This is a genomic window from Citreicoccus inhibens, from assembly GCF_019039035.1.
GTDB classification, from domain to species: Bacteria; Myxococcota; Myxococcia; order Myxococcales; family Myxococcaceae; genus Citreicoccus; species Citreicoccus inhibens.
Map to the genome: position 1 here is coordinate 79,457 of NZ_JAHNZT010000031.1, position 22,527 is coordinate 101,983.

General features: G+C 67.2%; 17 protein-coding genes and 1 pseudogene. 6 read left to right on the plus strand and 12 right to left on the minus strand.

Annotation, left to right across the window (positions count from 1 at the left end; genetic code table 11):
* Positions 1-5: 5 nt before the first annotated feature.
* From KRR26_RS28035 to KRR26_RS28055, 5 genes are read left to right on the plus strand one after another with little or no spacing between them, the layout of a single operon-like run.
* Complete coding sequence (locus KRR26_RS28035; protein WP_217081278.1) at positions 6-1,649, plus strand: type VI secretion system baseplate subunit TssF; 1,644 nt, start codon at positions 6-8, stop codon at positions 1,647-1,649.
* Positions 1,650-1,656: 7 nt separating this feature from the next.
* Complete coding sequence (locus KRR26_RS28040) at positions 1,657-2,301, plus strand: DotU family type IV/VI secretion system protein (protein ID WP_120209801.1); 645 nt, start codon at positions 1,657-1,659, stop codon at positions 2,299-2,301.
* Positions 2,302-2,315: 14 nt separating this feature from the next.
* Positions 2,316-2,609 carry a hypothetical protein gene (locus KRR26_RS28045; RefSeq protein ID WP_120209800.1) on the plus strand — a complete coding sequence of 98 codons (294 nt, stop codon included), beginning with the start codon at positions 2,316-2,318 and terminating at the stop codon, positions 2,607-2,609.
* Complete coding sequence (locus KRR26_RS28050; protein WP_217081279.1) at positions 2,609-6,436, plus strand: type VI secretion IcmF C-terminal domain-containing protein; 3,828 nt, start codon at positions 2,609-2,611, stop codon at positions 6,434-6,436. The genes KRR26_RS28045 and KRR26_RS28050 overlap by 1 nt, the downstream gene beginning before the upstream one ends.
* Positions 6,433-6,945, plus strand: coding sequence for a hypothetical protein (locus KRR26_RS28055; RefSeq protein WP_120209798.1), 513 nt, complete (start codon positions 6,433-6,435; stop codon positions 6,943-6,945). The genes KRR26_RS28050 and KRR26_RS28055 overlap by 4 nt, the downstream gene beginning before the upstream one ends.
* 10 nt (positions 6,946-6,955) lie before the next feature.
* Here KRR26_RS28055 and KRR26_RS28060 read toward each other — a convergent pair whose 3' ends face one another.
* Both KRR26_RS28060 and KRR26_RS28065 read right to left on the minus strand, forming a co-directional pair.
* Complete coding sequence (locus tag KRR26_RS28060; protein WP_217081280.1) at positions 6,956-9,082, minus strand: coiled-coil domain-containing protein; 2,127 nt, start codon at positions 9,080-9,082, stop codon at positions 6,956-6,958.
* Positions 9,083-9,113: 31 nt separating this feature from the next.
* Positions 9,114-11,033, minus strand: a complete 1,920-nt coding sequence (locus KRR26_RS28065) for a hypothetical protein (RefSeq protein ID WP_217081281.1) — start codon at positions 11,031-11,033, stop codon at positions 9,114-9,116.
* Between the two features lie 200 nt (positions 11,034-11,233).
* On the opposite strand from KRR26_RS28065, the gene KRR26_RS28070 reads away from it, so the two are divergent.
* A complete protein-coding gene (locus KRR26_RS28070; RefSeq protein ID WP_217081282.1) occupies positions 11,234-12,421 on the plus strand; it encodes an RICIN domain-containing protein in 1,188 nt (395 codons plus the stop codon).
* Between the two features lie 49 nt (positions 12,422-12,470).
* Here KRR26_RS28070 and KRR26_RS28075 read toward each other — a convergent pair whose 3' ends face one another.
* From KRR26_RS28075 to KRR26_RS28120, 10 genes and pseudogenes are all read right to left on the minus strand, one after another.
* Entirely contained in the window at positions 12,471-12,782 is a 312-nt protein-coding gene (locus tag KRR26_RS28075; RefSeq protein WP_217081283.1) for a hypothetical protein, read from the minus strand.
* A 74-nt stretch (positions 12,783-12,856) separates the two neighbouring features.
* The gene (ada, locus tag KRR26_RS28080; RefSeq protein ID WP_199723923.1) at positions 12,857-13,960 is read right to left on the minus strand and encodes a bifunctional DNA-binding transcriptional regulator/O6-methylguanine-DNA methyltransferase Ada; all 1,104 of its coding nucleotides are present in this window, start codon (positions 13,958-13,960) and stop codon (positions 12,857-12,859) included.
* 236 nt (positions 13,961-14,196) lie between these two features.
* On the minus strand, positions 14,197-14,649 hold the full coding sequence (locus KRR26_RS28085) for an ester cyclase (protein WP_217081284.1): 453 nt from the start codon (positions 14,647-14,649) through the stop codon (positions 14,197-14,199).
* 190 nt (positions 14,650-14,839) lie between these two features.
* On the minus strand, positions 14,840-15,775 hold the full coding sequence (locus tag KRR26_RS28090; protein WP_217081285.1) for a histone deacetylase family protein: 936 nt from the start codon (positions 15,773-15,775) through the stop codon (positions 14,840-14,842).
* 533 nt (positions 15,776-16,308) lie between these two features.
* A complete protein-coding gene (locus KRR26_RS28095; RefSeq protein WP_217081286.1) occupies positions 16,309-16,962 on the minus strand; it encodes a DNA-3-methyladenine glycosylase family protein in 654 nt (217 codons plus the stop codon).
* A gap of 13 nt (positions 16,963-16,975) precedes the next feature.
* The gene (locus KRR26_RS28100; protein ID WP_217081287.1) at positions 16,976-17,530 is read right to left on the minus strand and encodes a methylated-DNA--[protein]-cysteine S-methyltransferase; all 555 of its coding nucleotides are present in this window, start codon (positions 17,528-17,530) and stop codon (positions 16,976-16,978) included.
* Between the two features lie 118 nt (positions 17,531-17,648).
* On the minus strand, positions 17,649-18,302 hold the full coding sequence (gene alkB, locus KRR26_RS28105; RefSeq protein ID WP_236069267.1) for a DNA oxidative demethylase AlkB: 654 nt from the start codon (positions 18,300-18,302) through the stop codon (positions 17,649-17,651).
* 859 nt (positions 18,303-19,161) lie between these two features.
* Positions 19,162-20,046, minus strand: a complete 885-nt coding sequence (locus KRR26_RS28110) for a beta propeller repeat protein (RefSeq protein WP_217081288.1) — start codon at positions 20,044-20,046, stop codon at positions 19,162-19,164.
* Between the two features lie 415 nt (positions 20,047-20,461).
* Positions 20,462-20,890, minus strand: a pseudogene (locus KRR26_RS28115) (transposase); the annotation flags it as partial.
* A gap of 54 nt (positions 20,891-20,944) precedes the next feature.
* The gene (locus KRR26_RS28120) at positions 20,945-22,321 is read right to left on the minus strand and encodes a serine hydrolase domain-containing protein (RefSeq protein ID WP_236069268.1); all 1,377 of its coding nucleotides are present in this window, start codon (positions 22,319-22,321) and stop codon (positions 20,945-20,947) included.
* Between the last annotated feature and the right edge of the window lie 206 nt (positions 22,322-22,527).

The following is a 22,527-nucleotide window of genomic DNA, read 5'->3' on the forward strand; positions in this document are numbered from 1 at the left end:
GGGCGGTGAAGGACTTCTCGGAGCGTATCTACCTCGACTTCCTCCAGGAGCTGGATGGCCTGGAGCGCTTCCGGCAGCGATTCCAGGAGCGGCATCCCGCGGCTCCGTTGGATCGCGAGGACCCGGACGTGCGGCGCCTCATCGAGGCGATGGCGTTCTTCTCCGTGCAGACGCGGCACGCCACGCTGATGAACCTGCGCTCCACGTGGCGGCGCCTGTTCGCCGGCTTCTTCGACTTCCTCTTGGAGCCCGTGCCCGCGGCGGCCATGGCCCAGGCGGTGCCCACCGAGAAGATGGTGGAGCCGGTGGTGCTCACGCGCGGCACGGAGCTGCGGCTGACGCCGGCGGAGGGTGTGTCGGGCTCCTTCCGACTCCAGCGCGACCTGCGCGTGCTGCCCATCTTCCTCAAGCAGACGGACGTCGTGCCGCAGGTGAGGAGCGGCCATCGGCTCATCCTGCGCTTCGAGTCGCGGTTCGCGCGCAAGGACGCCATCGACGTGCTCAGCCTGCACGTGCGCCACCTGGACGACTACCGCTCGTCGCTCGCGGTGTTTCATGCCCTGCGCCGCCACGTGCAGCAGGTGAGCGTCGTCTATGACGAAGAGGCGGATGAGCACTCCGCGGGGAGCCCGTGCGAGGTGTCGTTCAACCGCGACCCGCCCGCGCCGGACGACAGCGCGCTCTACGCGCACCCCTTCCAGCGCCTGCGCGCCTTCTTCCAGTTCCCCGAGCGCCAGCTCTTCCTGCACGTGAAGGTGCCGCCGCCGCGCAACAACTCGTGGCAGCGCTTCAGCCTGTGCCTGGACCTGGACAAGGACTGGACGGTGGGCCGGTCGCTGCATCCGGACTTCTTCCAGCTCTTCACCGTGCCGCTGGTCAACCTCAAGGCCGAGCCCGCGCAGGTCATCGTCGCGGACGGGACGCGCGCCGAGCACCCCATCTTGAGCATGAGCGCCGGGCGCGAGTTCAGCCTGCACTCGGTGACGGGCGTCTTCGAGATGACCAAGTCGGGCCTGTCCCCGCTGCGGCCCGCCTTCCTGCCGGGCCGGGGCCCCAGCTACGAGGTGGATGAGACCTTCGACGATGACCTGTCGTCGCGGCAGAGCCTCATCGTGCGCATGCCCGAGGCCTTCACCGCGCCTCGGAAGATTGTCCTGGAGGCCCTCTGGCACCAGCCCCAGTTCTCGCCGCAGGCGGCGGGACGCGTGGAGGTGACGGTGCCGGGGCGTCACATCGAGGGGCTGCGCTGGCAGACGGTGGGGAGCCTCCAACCGCACCGGGACAGTGCGCTGCGCAACGACGTGGAGGCGCTCACGCAGTTCCTGGCGTGGAAGGCGAAGGCGACCCTGGGGCGCGACGAAGTGGTGGCGCTCCTGGGGCACTTGGGCACGCCCGCCGAGAGCCCGTTCCGCCGGGTCCTGCCGTGGTTGAAGGACCTGCGGTGTAGTGTTGTCCCGGACAGCGCGTTGAAGGGCACCGGCCTCCGGCATGTCTACGAGGTGGTGATGGAGCCGTTCGACGCCGGCTATGAGCCCGTTGTTGTCTGCTTTCTTGAGCAGGTCAGGGACCTGCTGGATGCTTGGAACAACGAGGCAACGGTCGAGCTGAGGGCCTCGGTGGCGGGGCTGGGCCCGCTTCCTCTGCCGTAGGTCATTCATGAAACTGGAGCTCTGGCATTCCATCCTGGCGACACAGCGACGCGTGCGCGCGCTGTTCGACCGGATCCTGCCCGCTGAGCCCGCGCCAGGGGCACGACGGGCGCAGGTGCGGGTGGGGATGGAAGCGCTGAGCCACCTGGAGCAGCAGCTCCTGGTGGAGCTGGAGCTGCTCCGCGCCGCCTTCGGTGAGTCGCTGCGTCCCGATGAAGTCGAGGACGTCATCCGGCCCTTCGCCTACTTCATCGACGAGCAGGTTCTTCGCCGGCTGGCGGACGCGGAGCAGCCGATGTGGCCGCTGCTCCAGCAGAACCTCTTCCAGGTGGATGCGGGCGGAGACCTCTTCTACGACTTCGTGGAAGAGAAGTTGCGCCGGCAGGACACGCCGCCCATCGTGTTCGAGATGCTCCGCTTCTGTCTCGCCGCAGGATTCACCGGGCGCCTCGTGGGCCAGCCCGAGCGGATTCGCGCCTTCAAGGACCGGCTGTCCGAGCGGATTCCCCAGCCCTTCGGCGCCCCCGCGGCGCCGCCGGTCGTGCCCGAAGGGGCACCCCCGACCATCTACGACTTCCCGTCGCACTACTACCTGGTGACGGCGGCCATCGTCGTCGGGCTCCCCGTGCTGCTGTGGTGGAGCTCCAATTGAAGCTCGGGTCGAGAATGGGGGGGGCGTCTCCGAGCGATGGACCGCGGCCGAAGCTCTTGGAGGTGCTGGACACGCTCACGCGCGGCCTGACCACCGAGCTGGGCACGCTGTCCGAGGGCCTCGCGCCGCTGCTCGCGGACATCCGCCGGGACATCTCGGCGCTGGAGCCGGCCGAGGGGGAGGCGATGCCGCCGCCCCAGGAGCAGGAGGCGCTGCGCGCTCGAATCGGGGCGTCGCTCGACGAGGCCGAGGATGTCCTGGAGGCGCTCCAACTCGCCACGCGTGACTCCGCGCGAGGGGCGGGCTGATGGGCGCGTCGCTCCAGAGTTTCTGGGCGGTGCTCAAGCCGCACCTGGCGCTCGTGCTGGCGGGGCTCGGCGTCCTGCTGGCCGCGGGCGCGGGCGTGTTCCTCTGGTGGCGCAAGCGCTCGAGCGCCGGCGTGTCCCCCAGCGGCGGTCAGCGCCCGCTGGCGAGTGGCCAGTTGATGCGCCTGCGCGCGCGCTTCTTGAGGGCGCTGCCGTGGCGCTATCGGGCGTCCGTGCGGGACTTCCCCACGGTGGTGGTGCTCGGCCCGGCGGGCAGCGGCAAGTCCCGGCTCATCGACGTCGAGGTGGACTGGAAGCGGCAGGCCAACCAGTTCCTGCCCAGCCTCACCGAGGACCCGCTGCTCCAGATGTACCTGGGGCCGGACCTGGTGGTGCATGAGGTCTCCGCTCCGGTCCTGGAAGACGGCTCGCGCAACGCCCGCCGCGCGCTGCGCAAGCTGTGGAAGGCCAGCTTCGGTCGCCAGCACCTGGGCCGCGTGGTCGTGGTCCTCGACGTGCGGTGGCTCGCGGACACGTCGCCGGACGAGGTCCGCCGCGTCACGCAGCTGCTGCGCGGGAAGATCAACCTGCTGGCCGAGGTGTGTCAGGCGCCCGTGGACACGCGGCTGTGCCTGACGCACATGGACTCGCTGGAGGGCTTCTCGGACTTCGCCAGGCTGCTGCGGCAGAACGGCGTGCCGCTGGAGCTGGAGGTTCCGCCCGCGGGCCAGGAGGAGCAGCTCGGCAACAGCCTCCGGCCCCTGGAGAAGTACCTGGCGCTGGGCCTGACGTCGCTCGCGCCGGACGCGTTCGAGCGGCTCGCCTCGTTCTTCAGTCGGGGCAGCGAGAGCTTCGCGGTGCTGGGGCGCTTCGTCGCCACGCTGGTGGAGGGTGGCTCGCTGGCGTATCCGCTGAAGCTGTCGCGCGTGCACCTCTCCTCGCTGGCGGCCGAGGACCGGGCTCCCGGGGCGTTGTCCGTGCGCATGGAGCAGAAGCCGCAGCAGCTCTTCGCGCGCTATCGGTGGATGCACCTGCGGCGCTGCGCGCTCATCCTCGCGGTGTGCTGCCTGCCGGTGCTGGCGGCCTACGGGCACTTCTATCGGCTCCTGCTCCAGGCCCAGCAGCGACTGGCGACGTTCCAGGCCACGGTGCAGCGGCTGGAGGACAGGCACCAGAGCGTGTCCGGCTCCGTGGTGGAGGGCCAGACGCAGGACGCGATGAAGGCGATGGAGGACCTCTGGGGCGCGACGCGCTACTGGCCTCCGCTGGCGAGCAGCTTCACCGACGAGTGGGCGGACCTTCGCGCGCAGCTCGCCCAGAGCATCCGGCTGTCGTACCTGAAGCCGCAGCTCGAGTGGTGCCAGGAGCAGTGTCGCCGCTGTGGCGCGCGCATCCCCGGCTGTCACCCCGTGCCGGTGACGGGCCGCGCGACACGTGCGCAGCCGCTCGCTCCGGCGCGCCCGGCCCCCGGTGATGATGAGACATGCCACCGCGAGGACTTCTGTCGGCCCGAGGAGGTCCTCTACACGCTCGGCGTGCTGTATGCCTCACGCAACGATGACCTGGGGCACTTCGTGCTCGAGGGCTTGCGCGATCCGCAGAAGCGGCAGCTCGGCTGGACGTCCGAGGCGCTCGGGCTGCACCTGACCAGCGGCACCGTGGGCAACACCGAGAAGAACTGGGTGGACGCGGTGGGGCTGGCCGGCCCGATGATCGCCGACTACGTCATCGCCAGCGACACGCCGTTCGATCAAGACGTCCCGTGGGCGACGTGGCCTTTCTCCTGGCTGAGCAGCGAGGGGCTGCTTGGGCCGTGGCGCGAGCACTTCCAGCAGCTGCGCACCCTCTTGGAGGCGCGCGACTTCGACCTGGCGGCCTGGAAGGAGCTGCGCGACGAGCGGGTGGTGCTGCGGGAGCAGCTCGCGCAGAGCGCCCCCTTCGGCTCCGCGCGGCGCGTGCTCGACCTGTTGAACGCCTCGTCGGTCAAGCTGGACCCGCGGCGCCTCAAGGGCGTGGAGAGCATGCTGGGCGCGCTGGATTGGATGCGCTCGAACCAGGCGGTGCTGGAGGCCGTGCTCCGCATGGAGGACGAGGCGGACGTGGCCCTGCGCGCCGCGGAGCAGATGACGCCGGCGCAGTTGCTCACGCGCGCGGATGGCCTCTTCGCTCCCGCCGATGGGGATGCGCTGTACCGCGTGGAGGTGCTCCAGCGCGACTTCGAGTTCAGTCCGATGGACGTGTCGCGGCAGCTGCTCGACAAGCTCATCCGCAAGCTGAAGGAGACGGGGCGCTCGCCCTTTGACACCAGCGGCCCCACCCCGCGCACGGGGAGCACCGTGTCCGCCGTGGCGAGCGAGGGCGAGGGTGACGACGACGTGGAGTTCGCCAGCGGGCAGGCGCCGGTGGTGGGGCGCGTGCTCGGCCGCTCCGACTTCGAAGCGCAGATCAGCCCCTTGGTGGATGAGTTCACCGAGCGGCTCGCCAAGTCCAAGCTGTCGCGTGAGGAGGCGGTGGAGCGCGCCAGCTTCGTGCGCGGGAAGGTGGAGGACTTCGCCCGTCGCTACGGGCAGGACTTGTTCGCGAGCTATCGCGGCTACCGCTTCCACACCTCGCGCGCGACCCTGTCCGCGGACCTCGCCGTGTTGCTCCAGCCGTCCTCGAACCTGGAGGCCATGCTGCGGGATGTGTCGGGGCGCGCCAGCATCGGGCCGTTGGAGGGGGACTATTACGCGGCGATGCGCGACGCGGTGGCGCCGTTCAAGCCCATCGTCCAGCTCATGACGCCGGACAAGAACGGCAACCTGGCGGAGCTGGCCGCGTACACGACGCTCATCTCGCAGCTCCAGATGGAGCTCAACGGGGTGAAGGCCGCCACCGCCAGGCCCGCTCCCGCCAAGGACGCCGCGGCGCCCGCGCCGAGCCCCACGGGCGTGCAGTTGAGCGAGCTGCTGTCGCCCACCGGGCGCGTCGCGCTGGCGATGTTGCTGGAGGAGGACGACTCGTACCTGCGCCGGGTGGACGCCTGGTTGGATCAGCACGGCCTGGTGGGCGAGTTCCGCCAGCCGTTCCGTCAGCCATTCCTCGTGGTGCGCAGCCGAGGCCGCGCGGAGCTGGAGCGCGTCATCGCCGAGCAGTGGGCGTGGCAGGGGCGCCGGGTGCTGGAGCCGCTGGTGAAGCGCTACCCGTTCAACCCCAACGCGCAGCAGGAAGTGGATCCGGCGGAGCTGGAGATCCTTCGGCGCAAGGACGGGACCTTCTGGCAGTTCGTCACCCAGGTGATGTCACCGCTCTTGGAGGAGCGCGGCTCGGACTGGACGCTGCGCTTCCCGCTCAAGGCGCGGTTGCAGCTTCCGGCGCGGATGCTGACCACGCTCAGCCAGGTGGGCCACCTGTCGCGGCTCTTGTGGGATGACGAGGGCAACGCGAAGCCCATCACGATGCAGGTGCGTCCGTTGCCGCTGCCGCCCTCGCCGGCGCCGGACAACTTCGTCACCATGTCCTTCCTGAAGTGCGGTGGGGCGGCCGCGTTTGGCTTCAATCAGCGCCCCACCTGGGCGGACTTTCCCTTGAGCTGGGTGAGCCCTCAGCCGGCCTCGATTGGCGTCGAGCTGCGCACGCCCGTGCGTGACGGGAAGCGGTATCGCTCGATGGAGATGTCTCACTCGTCATGGAACTGCTTCCGGTTGCTGGAGTCCGCCACCCTCACGGAGCAGCAGAACGTGGTGTGGGTGTTGCCGGGCCGTGGCTCCGCGCTGGCCGAGAAGGTTCTGGAGCTCAGCTTCGGACTCCGGGGCGAGCCCTGGGCGCCGTTCCGGGGGATGGCGCCATGAAGCACCTGGGAATCGCGGCGGGGCTCCTGCTGATGTTGGGGAGCGCGGGCTGCGCGACGCCGCACCTGACCGTCAACGTCAAGGCACCGCCGGGCACCAACCAAGGGCGACCGCTCTACATGGTCATCCGCTCGGTCGTCACCAAGACGTACCTGTCGGAGGGCTACGGCGACGTGGCCGCCAAGGTCATCACGCCAGACGAGTCGGTGCTTCAGACGGCGGTGGTCTATCCGAGCCGCTTGACCCGGGTGCGCGTGAAGCTGCCGCCCGAGAAGGCCGTGGCGGTCAGCTTCCTCTTCACTACGCCCAACGGTGCGTGGCAGGCGCTGCTGGACACCCCGGTGCCGGACTCCATCGACATCGAGCTGCAAGAGAGCCGCATCCGGACCGACATCCCGCTGCCGTTGTCCGTCCCGGACATGCCTGCCGCGCCGGCCCTCCCCGCGGCGCCCGCCGCACCGGCGGCCCCCGCGCCTCCGGCCGCGCCCAAGCTCGCAGCGCCGAAGTAGCCGACCCCCTTCAGCGCACCAGGGCCGCGAGCTGCGTGCCGAGCGCGTTCAGCGCCGCGGTCGCGCTCGCCTGGGCGGCGTTCACGGGCTGGGCGAGCAGCGTGCCGGATTGCAGTTGCGCCGCGATGGCGTCGAAGGGCGAGAAGAGCTGCGGCTTGGATGCGGTGGCTCGGCTCGACACGGCGTTCACCTGCGCGACAGCGCCGTCCCGGATCGCGTCCGCGCGCTGCTGAAACGCGGCCAGGGACTGCTCGATGGGCGCTGTCATCGCCGCCTCCGCGCGGGTGCGCGCTTGGGTCAGCGCGTTCAGCCCCTGCGTAATGGCGGTCTGGGTGGAGGCCACGCCGGTGGAGAGCTGGGCGCGCGTCGCGGACACCTGGCCGTCGGCCGAGGTCCGCGCCGCCTTCATGGGCGTCACCGCGGCCTGAAGGCCCGAGGACACCTGCGCATCCAGCGCGGACAGCCGCTGCTGCACCTGGGTCTTCAGCGGCTCCACCCGCGCGGCCACTTGCTGCTTGAGGGTCTGAATCTGTTGCACGCCCTGGTCCTTCGCCGCGCCAATCTGGGTGACGCCGGTCGCGACCACCTGCGCAATCTGGGTGGAGGCCTGCTGGAGCGTCTGGATGACGGACTGGGTGAGCGTGCCCATCTGCGCCACCACCTGCTGCTGCGCGGCGGTGACTTGTTGCTGGGCCTGCGTCTGGACCGTGTCTACCTGGGTGATGAGCTGCGTTTGCACGGACTGCATCTGCTGACCCATCTGCGAGGTCACCGTGCCGAGCTGGGTGGTGATCTGCTTCACCACCTGCCCGATGGACGTCACGGCCGGAGTCACCAGGGGCTTGGGCAGGTTCTCAGCGGGGACGGCTTCCAACAGCGAGATGGCGCGCGCGAGCAGCGCCTCCAGCGAGCCGGTGATCTGCTGGAAGAGGGCCTGGAGCTTCTCCAACTGCTGCGGCAGCACCTCGAAGAGCGCGAGCACCTGCTCCTTGAGCGCGGAGATCTGCGCCGTCAGCGAGTCGAGTGTCGCGGACGCGGCATCAATGGCTTGCTGGAGCGGCGCGCGCACCGTGGCGACCGCGTCGAGCGTGCCCTTCACCAGCCCGTCGATGAGTGTCCCCACCTGCGTGATGACCGCTTCGATGCGCACCTGCGCCTGCTCGATGAGCTTCTCCACCGCTTCGAGCTGGGCGCGCACGGTGCCGACCTGTCCGCCCAGCGTCTGATGGAGCGTGTCCAGCGCGCCCTGCGCCTGCTTCTTCGCCGTGGCGAGCGCGCCGCCCACCGTGGTGTCCAAGGGCGTGATGAGCCCGCTGGCGGCCCGTGATGCGCTGGCCACTTGCTCGCGCAGCGACTTGCGTTGGGTGTCGAGCTGCTTGGACGTTTGCTGATGCGTGGCCTGGATGGACTTGCCCGCGGCGAGGACTTCCTTGCGCAGCGCCTCCAGGACGCCCGTGGGCTCGGCCACCGTGGTGTCGAGCGTGGAGGTGAGCTGGGTTGCCTGGGTCTTCGCCGCGTCGCGAGTCCCGCCGATGCGCGCGAGGACCGCCGCGACCGCGGAGTCCACCTGCGTCCCCGCCTGCTTCAGCTCGCCGTCGAGCTGGGTGCGTGTCTGCTCGATGAGGGCCTTGCCTCGGGCCCGGCGCGCGGCGACCTCTGATGACGGGCCGCCCTTCGCTTTCAGCCGTGACTCCAGCTCCGCGTCATAGGCCGTGCAGCGCTGCGCCACCTGCTGCTGGAGTGCGGCGAGCTGCGCCTGTGGGCCCTGGCTGGACGTCCGGGCCGACTGCTCCAAGGCCTGACCGCGCGAGGTCGCTTCGGCCTGGAGCGCGTCGAGAGGCGCCCGGGCGCGCGCACCCGCCGCTTTCAGCGCCTGGTCATGGGAATCCAGCTGTCCCGCGAACTGGGAGAATCGCGAGGAGGGGTCGGCCAGCGTGAGGTCCGCGGCGTCGACCTTCGCGGTGAGCGCGGCGAGCTTCGCGTCCACCTCGGGCTTGAGCGCGGCGATGAGCGCCGCGACGCCGCCCGCGAGGGCTTCCACCTCGCCCCGAGACGCCGTGAAGCGCGGGGTGAGCCCCGAGCCGAAGGCCTCGACATCCGCCCTGAGTTTCGCGACCGCGGCACGCAGGTCATTCATGCGGTTCTCCTGCTTCGACGGAGGAGCGCACTCATCGCAGCCCCGCGAGCGCGGCCTTCGCGTCGGCGGCGGCGCCGGCCAGCGCCCCCGTCTGACTGGACACCTGCTGGAGTGCGCCCTCGAGCTGCGCCTTGGATTCGGCGGCCTTGGCCTTCACCTCGGATTCGGCGGTGGCGAGGACGGCGGAGGTCTCCGATGTGGCCGCGTTCAGCTTGGCGTTCACCGCGGAAGAGGCGCCACGGTATGCGGCCGTGGCATCTCCGACCGCGCCACTCACTCCCGCGCTCAGGTCTCCCTTCGCTGTCTCCACCTGCGGGGTGACGTCATACGTGGGCGTGGTGGGGGCACCTCCCGGCTCTTCCTTCGTCTGGATGAGCAGACGCCCCTCGGAGATGCGGATGATCTCCGTGTCGTTGGCGTTCACCCGGCCCATGTTCCAGACGGGGTTGCCATCCTGGTAGTCGTGGGTGATGGCGGTCTGGTTGGTGCCGCGCTTGCCGAGGAGGAGTTGGTCTCCCTGGCTGTCCTGCGGCACGCGGGAACCCTCGGCCCAGTCGAGGAAGCGGTGCAACTCGGCGTGCTCGAAGTGCAGGGCGACGAGCGCGCGCTCGTTCTTGTAGGGCGGGAAGTAGAAGTGACCCGAGAATGCGCCGGGCTCGGCCGGGACGCTCACGGTCTTGTTCCACAGCGGAATGGTGATGCGGTAGTTCGTGACGGAGGTCTTGGGATCATCCACCTGGAGATAGATGCGATCCGTGGCTTCTCCGCCCGGGCTGTGAATCTTCCCCTCGACATAGATGGGATAGCGGGGCGGGCGGTACGCGGGGAGGCTCGGGGTTGGGTCCGCCTTCTGCTCCAGCAGGGTGGAGAGCGTGACGTCGTAACCCTCGAGCAGCTCCTGCTGGCCCTCATGCTGGCCCTTCTCGATGCGCCGCCCTTCGAGTCGCAGCTCGCGCACGCGAAGGTCCTCGCCCTCACCGACGAGGTCGGGACTCCAGAGTCCTCCCTCCAGGCGGAGCAGCACGCCGGGTTGCAGGGGCAGGGGAGGGAAGTCCTTGAATGACACGCGCACCTGTCGCTGTCGCAAGCGCAGGCGGCCCTTCTCCAGGGACTGTCGCTGCTCGGTCTCCGCGGCAATGGGGGTGCGCACCAGCATGTCGTGCTGGATGCCAGGTTCGGTCTGGGCTTGTTCGAGCGTCACCGTGGTGGGGCGCGTCGAGAAGCCATTGAGGACGCGGGTCGCATGGCGGATGACTGGAGGCAGCTCCACCTGCGCATGCTCGACGTGGCGGCGGCTGACGAGCGTGGCCTTGCCCGTGGCCGCCTTCTTCTCGAGGAACGCGTAGCGATCCTTGGCGCAGTCGTAGGCGAGGACGCCGCCGCGCGTGTCCACGAACCAGATGGCGAAGTCGTAGAAGTTCGCGGCCGGGTCGTCCTCGCCAATCCCCAGGCAGATGAGCGCCTGCTTCGCTTCGAGCAGATCCCAGTCGAGGTCCAGCGTCATGCCTCCGACCTTGTGGAGGTCGAGCAACTCGGAGACCTTCTTGTCGGTGTGCAGCTCGATGGGTCGGTGCTGGCGCCATAACACCTGCGCGCTGTCGGCGAACTCGATGTCGTAGCGACGGAAGGCGCGGGCCTCGCCTTGTGCGGTGCCGTGCTCCACGCCGGTGAGCCCGCGGGCCCGAGCAATCCCCTGGACGACGAGCGGCGTGGGGGGCGGGTCATACACCCCGGCGACGGAGAAGCGAACGCGGAGCAGGTCTGGCTTGCTGAATGCGAGGAAGAGGGGGGCGTCGGCCTTCTCCAGGGCGGTCCAGAAGCGCACCGTGCCCGTGAAGCCGTAGGGCGAGAGGCGAAGGGAGAAGTGCTCCACCTGTCCGCCGGGAATGGTGAAGGCCCTCTCCCCGAGGGTCAGCGTCAGCTCCAGCTTCAGCTTCTCCTGAAACGACATCCCGCCTCCGCGCGGCGCCCTCGCTCGGGCCAGGCGCGCGGCGCGGATGATAACTCGGCCCTCCTCCGTCCACGAGCAGCCGCTTCATGGCCATGCTCCTCCTCAGCGGTGTCACCGGTGACGAGGCGGCGGAGGTCGCCGCGCAGCTTCTCTAGACACGCGGGGCGTATGATGAGTCCATGCACTCTCCCAGATGGCTTTTGCTGGCGGCCCTGGTGTCCGCTTGTGTCGCCTCCGCGGCCGGTCCTGTTCCCACCTACCAGACCCAGATCATCGAGGGATGGACAGTTCGCATTGATGACCGCCTGCTGGCAGCGGCGAACAAGTCCAGGACGGACAAAGCCTTGGTGCTCCTGGCGGCGCAGCTCAAGGAGGTCGTCCGAATTGTTCCTGCAGGTCCTGTGGCTCAGCTCCGCAAGGTGACGCTGTGGCTTTCGCCGCCGTATCCCAACGCACCGCAGGTGGGGCAGTACCATGCGGCCGAACCCTGGCTGCTCCGGAGTGGTCGCAATCCGGCGATGCTGAAGGGCATCGAGTTCTCGAACGTCTTGATCTTCGAGCAGGAAACCAAGCGGATGCCCATCTTCGTGCTCCACGAACTCAGCCATGCCTATCACGACAAGGTGCTCGGCGAGCACGCGGGCATCACGGCTGCCTATGCGCGCGCGATGGCAAACAAGAGCTACGATTGTGTGGAGCGCTGGCATGGGCCCGACCAGCCCAACACCTTCGAGCGTGCCTACGCCATGACCGACGATTGGGAGTTCTTCGCGGAGACCTCGGAGGCGCTCTTCGGCCGCAACGACTTCTATCCCTTCACGCGGGACGATCTGGCCAGGCACGACCCGGGCATGCTCGCGCTGCTCCAGCAGGTATGGCAGCTGACCCCGTCCACGACATCCGTCCCGCTCACGACAGCGACACCGCCGCCAGCGTCCGCCACCTTCGATGCCCGCTGTTCCTATCGGCTGACGACGCTGTGGCAGGGCGAGGGCATGTCGCTGGACATTCTCAACGATGGTAAGGCCAACAACGTGCCCATCCTCGCCAAGACGGGCAACTACTCGGGGCAGATGTGGAAGCTGACGCCGGAGGCCAACGGCTTCTATCGCCTGACGACCGAATGGCGTGGGGCCAGCCTGTCCCTGGCCAGCACCGACGGCAATCGTCTCCTCCTCATGGCCTCGGCGCCTGTTCCGGAGCAGCGATGGAAGTTGAATCCGGAGCCCAACGGCATCTTCCGGCTGACGACCCAGGCACAGGGCGACACGCTGTCACTGGACATCGTCAATGACAGTGGGGCCAACAACCTCCCCATCCTCGGCAAGACCACTTGCAATGACTCGGGGCAGTTGTGGAAGGTGACCACCGAGAGCCCTCATCCATAGGTGCAGGATTCCCCGTGTGGGGTGGCCCGATTCGGTGGACAGGTTCACTTCATGCGATACGGAGGGCCGCCCGCTCCTGGAGCAAATACACCTCACCAGAGGCAAGGTGCACCTCGACGTCACCGTCTTCGAGCAGGTCCCAGACGGCCGCGCCATCAAGCACGAGCTGACCGATACAGGCGATGACCGCCGCCTTGTCTGGATCCCCCATTGCGCGCGCGGTGAGCATCGCGACCATGGCCCTCACACCGTCGAAGCCTTGTCTTCGCGGCGCTTCGACTTCGCCGTCGCACACGAGTGTCGTGGCAGGTGCTGGATGCTGGGCCTCGCGGCCTGTCTGACAGGAGCTTTTGACCTTCATGGTGTTCACCCTGGTCGCGAGCACTCGCGGAGCGTGGTCACTCGATACGCAGCCAACGCTTCCGCGCGATGGTCTCAGGAGGACTTCGACGACTCTGGCGCCTCCCGGTCGAGGAGCGCGCGCTTCCGACCAACCCCCCACGCGTAGCCGGAGAGCTCACCGTTGTGGCGAATGACGCGGTGACAGGGGATGGCGACCGCGAGGTTGTTTGCGGCGCAGGCGCCGGCGACCGCTCGAACGGATTCAGGGGTACCGATGCGTCGCGCGACGTCGGCGTAGGTTGCCGTCTCTCCCGCGGGAATCGCCTGCAGCGCTCGCCAGACGCGGCGCTGGAACGCCGTGCCTCGGACGTCGAGCGGGAGGTCAAGGCCGATAGAGGGGTTCTCGACGAAGCCGACTACGCGAGAGATCAGGGTCTCATAGTCGCGATCCGCCCCGATGAGTCGCGCCTTGGGGAACCGGTCCTGAAGGCTTCGCACCAGTACGTCGGGGTCGTCGCCCAGCAAGATCGATGCGACGCCCTTCGTGCTCGACGCGACGAGGATCGCACCCAGCGTTGTCTGCCCAACCGCGAACTTCAGCTCTTCATTCGCGCCCCCGGCGCGGTATTGCTTCGGCGTCATGCCCAGTATCCCTGTCGACTTTTCGTAGAACCGGCCGCTGGAGTTGAACCCAGCGTCGTAGATGGCCTCGGTGACGCTGTTTCCCAACTCAAGACTTTCGCGGACCTTCTCCGCTCGAGCCGCTTCGGCGTATTCCTTGGGTGTCAGTCCCGTCGCTGCCTTGAATACGCGATGGAAGTAGCCGGAGCTTCGCCCCACAGCTCCGGCGAGCGACTCCAACGATGGCTCCTCCTCGCTCTCATCGATGAGCCGGCAAGCCTTGGCGACGAGCGCCGCGTTCTCGCTCTCCAGCGAGGGGCCATCCGGATTGCATCGCTTGCAAGGTCGGAACCCGGTCGCTCGCGCGCTCTCGATCGTGTCGTGGAGTGTGACGTTCTTGGGATGGGCGGTGCGCGACGGACAGGATGGGCGACAGTAGACTCCCGTGGTCAGCACCGAGTACCAGAAGTGGCCGTCCGCTGTTTTGTCGCGGACGACGACGCGTGCCCATCGAGGGTCGTCCTCGATTGACATGGGCTTCGCGCACCGGTTCGGCGCGAACTCTTGTTTGCTCATGGTCATGTACTTCCTCGAATGGCCCCGCTCACCACTGCTCCGAGTGGCACCCGCGGCACTCCAATTCTTGTTTCCAACCTGAGCGGTCGAGAAACCTCGAACGCGAGGGTCGCCTTCGTCACTTCGGGCCTCGCCGCCTCTGCGTGTTGAGAAACAGATGAGGCCCGCACGGGGGCGTGCGGGCCTCACCTTCATTGCAGCCGATGGCCAGGTCGACCGTCGGCGTGCGGTTCCAATCAGATGGCCTTCTTGATGAGCCCGAGCTGCATCATCGCCGTGAGGCCATCATCGAGCCCGACCTCCTCGACGATCTTCCCGTTGACCACCTTCAGCACGGTCGTGCCGGTGAACTGCATCTTGCGGCCAGTCGCGGCGGGAAGACTCCCCGTGAGGAAGTCATTGAAGGCCGGCCCCGTGTGCGTGCCGCCCCCCTCCCACCGACCGACGACGTAGTCGCCTTCGGCAATCAGCTCGGCGGTGCCCCAGAAGTTGAGGTCGGGGAAGGCCGCGCGGAAGTCGGTCATGAACGCCTTGATGTCCGCACGTCCGCGACGAGGCTCGTGAAGCGAGTACTGGAGCAACATCTCGGGTGCGGCAATCTCATCCACGACCTTGAGATTGACATTCTTGCCCCAGAACTCGGTGAACCAGCGACCGACGACGGCCTTGTTGTCCTGTTCCTTGCCCATATGTGACTGTCCTTTCATTGACGCTGAGCTGTCATCGAATCGTTCGATGAGCTGGATGGAGGAGTAGCCGAGGCGCGCGCCATCTAAACTCCGATTCCTGCTTTCAAACTCGCACGACTGGAGCGCTGGTCACGGCTGAGGTGACCTATGGCGCACCGCCCGAGGTCGTTCGCGAATCAGGAGTGCGGGTTCAGGCCTGCATCAATGTGGCGACATGCACGGCGGCGGAGCGCGCGAGCGCCGTGAGATCGTAGCCGCCCTCGAGCACGGAGACGATGCGTCCCCCCGCCGTCTTGTCCGCCAGTTCAAGCAGTCTGGAAGTTGCCCAGGCGTAATCATCCTCGACGAAATGGAGGCTGCCGAGCGGATCCCGCTCATGGGCATCGAACCCAGCCGAAATCAGGATCAGGTCCGGGGCGAAATTCAACATGCGCGGCAGGATCACGCTCTGCATTGCCTCGCGGAACTCGCGGCCTCCCTGCCCAGGCCGGAGTGGTGCATTGACAATCGTGCCGGCCTCACCGGTTTCGCTGACAGCCCCGGTGCCGGGATAGAGCGGCATCTGGTGGGTCGAGGCATAGAGCACCGTGGGGTCGTTCCAGAAGATCGCCTGGGTGCCGTTACCGTGGTGCACGTCGAAGTCGAGAATCGCCACCCGCTCGGCACCATGTGCCCTCTGTGCATGCCGGGCCGCAATGGCAACATTGTTGAACAAGCAAAAGCCCATCGCCCGTTTCGGTTCGGCGTGATGCCCAGGCGGCCGCGAGGCGCTGAATGCGTTGCGAGTCTTCCCCGTCATGACGTAGTCGACCGCCAGCGCCGCGCCACCGACTCCCCGCAGTGCTGCCTCGAAACTTCCTGACGACATCGAGGTGTCGCCGTCGATCTGCACCGGTTTCTCGCCGTCGCGCGGGCTCAAGCGACGCAGGGTCTCGGCATAGGCGAGCGGATGGCACTCCGTGATCATTTTGATCGAAGCCTCCGGCGCCTGAATCCGCATCAGGGGGGCGAAGAGCGGATCGGCCAGTGCATTCTCCACTGCCAGAATCCGGTCGACTCGTTCGGGATGCCTCGCGGGCGGCTCGTGGCGGGCATAGGCAGGATGCGTCACCAATAATGTCGTCATTCTGATTTCCTATCGAGCAATTGCCGTTTTCCACTTCGCGTACTCCAAAGGCATGCAGACCGCACAGGGCCGATAACCCGCGGCGATCGCGGTCGGCTCGTCCCGGAAGAAGACCCGGCTCTTCACGTAGCCTCCGCGCGCGAGGGCTTGCAGCGCAGTGCGACAGTCGAGACGACCGTACAGTCGGCCTCCTCGATGGCCACCAATCGTCCCGGGCTCAGCGCTCAGATGCGGCTTTCCGTCCCTGCCAATCAATGTCCACATGCACCGCTCCTTCACACGACGAGGCCCCGGCCTCGGGCGCCTGCCTTGAGTCGAGAAACTCAACGCTCCTGCGACGAGGGGAGGCCGGACGAACTCGGGCGGAAATAGACACCCATCATCACGGCGAACAGAACGGCCCCCTTGGAGACTCAGCGGTCACGACCAGCTTGTTCGAGGTCGGCGCCGTCATTCTCCAAGGTGTAGCTGCGAGCACTTCGCTTGTTGCGATTGAATTCGAGCCCTCCATCCTTCTGCGTGCCATTGGACGGTCACGCCCCCACTCCTGAAGCAGGCAAGCGCCAGAGGTACCAGGCAGCCACGGTGCGGTAGGGGCTCCAAGCGGCACCGAACTCGCGCATGCGGCGCGGCGTCGGGGTCTCGTCGAGCCGCTTGAGGCGTCGATATCCCTCACGAACCCCCAGATCGTTGATCGGCAGGATATCGGAGCGCTCCAGGCTGTAGATGAGGAGCATCTCGACGGTCCATCGCCCGACCCCGCGCAGCGGCGTGAGGCGCTCGATCAGTGCCTCGTCGCTCATGCTCCGCGCTTCTGCCAGGGCAGGCACGGTCTCATCGAGAGTCGCCTGGGCAATCCCGCGGATGGTCGCGAGCTTGGCCGCGGAGAAGCCGCAGGCGCGATGCTCCTCGTCCCTCGTCGCGAGGATCTGCTCCGCCGAAGGGAACGTCGCGCCGGAATAGAGCGCGAGCCATCGGCCGAGGATGGCGTCCCCTGCCTTCCTGTGGAGCTGTTGGTACGCGATGGCCCGGACGAGTGCCTCATAGGGTTCGCGAGTCGGCTTTGCTTCAAATCGACAGGGCCCGACCGTCGCGACATGGCGGGACCAGTCCTCGTCCACGCAGGAGAGGAACTGAGTGGCATGGCGCAACGTCTCTGGAGAGAGGTCTGCATTCATCGTGGTCATCGGCGAGTTCGAGTCAGAACCCAGGGAACATCTCGGTTCGAGGCGCGACGCGTTTCGTCGGGAGGGTTCGCTCATGCTCGAGGAGCCATTGCTTGCGCGGAAGCCCCCAGGCGAAGCCCTTGAGGTCACCGTTGCTCGCAATCACGCGATGACACGGAACGACGAGCGCGATGGGATTGGCGCCAATCGCCGCTCCGACATCGATGGCCGCGCGCGGATCTTGAAAGCCGAGCGCCTTCGCGAGCTTGCCGTAGCTGGTGGTCGTCCCGGGCGGGATGCGCCGCAGGGCGTCCCAGATGCGCTCCTGCAAGGGGGTCCCCGCCGTCGCCGTCGGGAGCGACTCCAGCGCCGTCAACTCACCCGCGAAGTACCGTTCGAGCGCGCGGGTGAGCGATGCGGGCCCGGAGACCTCTTGAAGTGCGCTGTCGCCGTATCGCTCGCGCAGAGCGCGGCGCAGGCGCCAGCGCTGGTCGGCGAACCCGAGCGCATGCAGGACGTGGTGCTCGTCGGTGGCGAGCAGCAGGTCGCCGAGCGGCGACGTGAGCTGGCTCAAAGACAGTGGGGTCATGACGTTCTCCTTCGCTGGAGTCGCCTCTCGCGCCTCCGAGAACAACTTGCGTAGAGGCGGCCGATGCCGCACTCCGGTCCTTGCGGTCGAACTCGTCGGCGCGTTCGGCGGGGCCGGCTTAGCCAGTTCGACGGAGGGTGAGGTTGAAGCGATGAGCGCCGACCACTGGATGGACCGCCTCATCCAACGGCTGGACACCGTGGAAGCGGAGGCGGTCTACTCCACCCCACACGGCGACATCACCGTGGCGCAGGGGAATGCGCGCCGCAGGGTCAGTCCGCTTGTGTCCGCCGAACAAGAACGTCGCGGGGATGCCGAGTGAGACCGAGATGATCGGCGCATCAAACGCGCGTTCGTTCTTGTCTTGATGCAGCGTGAGCCGCGAGCCGGGCGCATAGCGATTCACCAGGCACGCGTCAGGCGTAAAGTCCGGGAACCCCGTCTCCGCAGCCGCCGAGCGCGCGAGCCGCCATAGGACCTCCGGCATCGCTGGCCAGGCCGCGCCTGTCAGGGGGTCGAGCTCGGTGTACTGGTAGCCGTGACGGTCCGTGGTCCATCCAAATCGTCCGCAGTTCGTGAGCGCGACCGACATCGTAAAGCCGCCGGGCGTCTGCATGTGCCGAAACGGCGACCGTTGCTCGACCCGTGTGATCGCGTCGAGGAGCGCCCGTGCGTCATCGAGCGCGAATCCGCGGAGCACGAACGCCTGTTCCCCCAGGGGCACGACGGTGCGTGCCGCGGTGCTCTCGTCGAATAGTGGGAGCGTCATCATCGTGGCTCCTCCGAAGCCGTGACGAGCCAGGACCCCGTGGGAGCGGTAGAGAGGGGCCGCGTCGTTCTCTCCGTCGACGCTCGCTCGTTTCCTGCCATGGGACAGAACCTAGCGGTGGCCTGCGCCCTGTTCACTCCGAAGCTTGCTCTCAAACTCGAATCGCGCTCTGTGGCCTGCCTGGAGGCTTCGGGCCGCTGATTTCGAGAAAGGCACCGCTCCGGATGGAGTGGGTATCGCTGCTTCTTGGTGAGCTTGCCGGGTTCTGTAGCCACAGAGCTGGTGCATGAGCGGGACTTCCCGACGTGCGAGTACGAGAAGGCTGCCTCACAGGTGCTGCCGGCTGCTGAACCCGCCTGTCTACTCAACCCGGGCAGGCTCATTCCTGGCGCGGATCGAAGCCGTGGCCTCCGATGCGCAGGACGCCGCCGCCACAAAACAAGCGAAGGGATCGCTGCAGCGTGTGTGACCCATTCTGTCGCGCGCTCCACACGAGTGCCGAGGCCCGCGTTGGCATCCACCCGGTCCCAGGTCGCGCGGGAGCCGGATCCCGTGGCTCTGGCGAGCAGGCATGTCACGGAGAAGAACTACCTGCGCCAACTCAAGCGCATGGAGAGAGAAATCGCCGCCGCCGAGGGCCGGATCCAGGTGCTGGATGCGACCCCGACGAGACCCCAGGCGCCACTCTCGTCAGGGGGAGGCCCTTCGAAGTAGGCGGGCTGGGGCGACTCCTGGTCGCGCTGACTTCCCGTGGGGTTGTCACCAGGGGCCGCCGTTCAGGTCTCACGGCAGCCCGCCCATGATCGCTGTGTGCGCTGGTGCCGGGATGGGACCTGGGAGCGGTTGGGCCCGAGGGACCGCGTCACTCGTAGTTCTTCCACTCGGCGCCGTCGAACGAGGCCAAGTCGTCGCGGCCAATGGACCACAGGATGTCCTCCGCCGTGGCCAGCCCATAGCACGAGGGCGTTCCCGCCGCGCCGAAGTCCACCTTGACGAGCCTGTTGCCATCGAGCGTATACAGCGCGGACAGGGTGGCGACGTAGAGCTTGTCGCGGAACCAGCACAGATCCCACAAGTCACTCGTCACTTCTTCCGCCCAGGGAACCGCGGCGAAGGAGGTTCCACGCCCCTTGAGCAACACGCCCTGCCGCCCCGCCACATAGACGGTGCCGTCCGGCGCGCAGCAGACGGCACTGAGGATGACGCGCGTGGGGCTCTCGCAAGGCGACCAGCTCTTCCCGTCGTAGCGCCACACTTCTCCGCCCCAGCCCGCAGCGTAGAGGTCATTTTCAGAGGAGCCATCGATGGCCTCGAAGCCGGCCGCCTCCGTAGCCGCCGCGAGTGGCGCATGCATCGCCACCCACTTCGCATCGCCGACGCGCTTGTAGACCTGCCGCTTCATCCCACAGGCATAGACCCAGCCCGCGATCTCGCGCGCATTGCGAATCATCACGGGCGCGGGCTTCAGCGTTTCCTTCTTGCTCTCGCCGCTGGCATAGGTGACGACCTCGCCGTCCTCCCCAATGACAACCATCTTCTCCGTTGGCCGCCGGGCTACCGCGATGGCCGTCGAGTTCCAGGTCGTGTCCACAGCGTCAGCCCAATCCCCTCCGTCGATGGCCACTACACTGGTATGTGGAATCTCGTCTTTGATCAGCGTCTTGCTCTTGCTGATGACATAGGCGAGGTCATGAAACCGTGCTGCACCTCGAACGAGCTCTCGTGTTGCCATGATCGGGTTTTTCATGGGGATCTGGGTGACTGACTACCCCATCTCCCCGTTCGAACCAAGGCTCGACACCAGCACCCGGCGCTGCGCGAGCATGGTTCGCGGGAAATTCTCGCATTCTTGGCAAGCAGGCGAATGAAGGTGGTGGAGCCCGGAGCAGGAGGGCCCCAAGAGAATGCGTACCGTGACCGCGCTTTTCGCTGTGCAGTGTATGCCCTGGAGCTTGTCGGTCGCGGAGCTTCGGAGACAGCCCTGGGCGGCAATGGGGGCAGTCTGGGCGCGTCCCAGGGGCGGACGAGACATGCACGCGACCTCGTCTCTGCGTGAGGAAGGGAACTCCTCCTGGGGCAGACAGGGGCGAGGGCGCTTCAGGGTCAAGTCCCGAATCGTGTGTAGTTGGTTGGAAGGGGGGGAGGAAGGCTCATTGGCGGCGTCAAGTAGCGGCAGAGTCTGGGGTTGAGTTGAGCAAGGACATGTCGAGGTATCGGCGGTCGTCCCAGATGCCGGTGACTTCGAGGGCGACGGCGGTGATGAGGCGCAGGGCGCTGGCGCGGTCCGGGAAGGCACGCACGGAGCAGATGCGGCGCTTCACTTCGCCGTGGAGTCGCTCCAGTCCGTTGGTGCTGCGAAGCCGCTTCCAATGGGCCTTGAGGAAGGAGAAGAAGCAGGTGGCGGAGGCAAAGCCCTCGCGCAGGCACTCCATGGCTTCGGGGACCTGACGGCCCAGGCCTGACTGGAGCGCCTCCAGGCGCCTCCTGGCGTCTTGGAGAGAAGGAGCCTCGAAGATGGACGAGGTCTCCTTGCCGAGCCGTCCACGCAGCCGCCAGGGAGCCTTGGCGAGGACATTCCGAGTCAGGTGCAGCGGTGAGGTCCGAGCGAACTCCTTGGCGCATCGGGGAGTCCGCCCGTCGCTGAGCTAGCGACCCTGCATGGATTCAACCCGGTCGAAGAGGGGCGCCAGCGCGTCTTCCATTGCGTTGGCCGTCGCATCGCCGCTCTGGTTGGTGATGATGAACACCCCCAGCTGATACTTCGGCACGATGTAGAGATAGCATTGCGCGCGAGGTACGCCGCCGTGATGCACGTAGTGGGTGCCCAACTGGCTGCTCTGGCCGATGTTCCAGAAATAGCCAATGCTGAAGTCTTCCGCGAAGCGCACCAGCGGCTTGTGTGACTCTGTCACCGTGGGATGGTTACTCAACTGCAAGCGCAAGTACTTGACTATCTCCGGCATTGTCGTCTTTACGGCTCCTGCAGCACCCCAGGGCAACAGTGGCATCGGCGTGGTGCCGACCGGGTTGTCGCTGTGGTAGCCAGGCGCCAGGCGGCTGGTGTCCTGGGCACGAAGGTGCAGCCACGTATCGTGCATACCGGCTTCCCTCGCCAGGAACTCCGCGAGCAACGATTCGTAGGGGGCCCCGTGGATCTTCTCGAGGGCGTGCGCGACCAACTCGGTGCCGGCGCTCGAGTAAGCATAGTCCTTGCCGAGCGGGCCCTTGATGCTGACGGTGTGCAGGTCCTCCCAGAATCGCGGCTGCCCGTAGTCCGCGTAGGCGGCATTGAGCTTTGCCGGAGTGTCATGCGCCGTGAAGTCCCTCAACACCTCATTCACTTGCAGTGGCAACATCCCCGGCATGCCGCTGGTGTGGGTGACCAGATGGCGCAGCCGGATGGGCTCGCCGTCTGACTGCAGGTTCGGATAGGCGGACGGCAGATACTTTTGTATCGGGTCGTCGAGGGTCGCCTTGCCTTCGCGGACGGCGTTCGCCAACAGCAGACCGGCGAAGGTCTTGCTGACCGACCCGATCTCATAGAGGGTCGTATCATCGGGCGGATTGGACTTGCCGGTCTCCAGCTCGCCCCGATGCAGGATGAACTCCTCGCCGCGATAGACCACCGCGATCGAGGTTGCGTGCAGCAGTCTTGACTGAAGCAGGATCGTCGCGGCTTGGTTCATTGCCGCGGGAATATCGCGGTCAGCCACGGAGCCAGTCGTCTTGCAAGCGGCCAGCACCAACATCATTCCAGCAATGGCTACAGAGAGTTTGTTCATCAGACGCATCATCCAGAGGGGGACGATCAGTCTCGCACACCCCCCAGGTCGGAACCAGCCGCGCGAGATGAAGTCGCGATTCCCTCGCTTCGAGCGCGGGCCGGTCCTGGGACTCAGGACGGCCTCAATGCGGCTCCACTCGTCATCGCCCAGCTCATGCGCCGTTTCCTGGAGGTCAAGCAGGTTCGCTGCATAGTCCAAGCGCAGGGCCGTAGGCCCCATCTCGAAGAAGGACGCCATCAATCGCGCCGTCTCGGCAGCGGTCGCGCGTGTCCGCCCGCCGAGGTCGAGCGGTTGCTCGCCGCGCGGGGGCCATGAGCTAAACCAAGGATCGTAATTCTCGTCCGGCCTCAGGCGGTGCGCCTGAGGTCGGTGCGGCGCAGGAATGGACTGGCGAAGCACTGGGCGGAGCGAGCGGCGAGGTAGGCATGCACCCGGGCCATGAG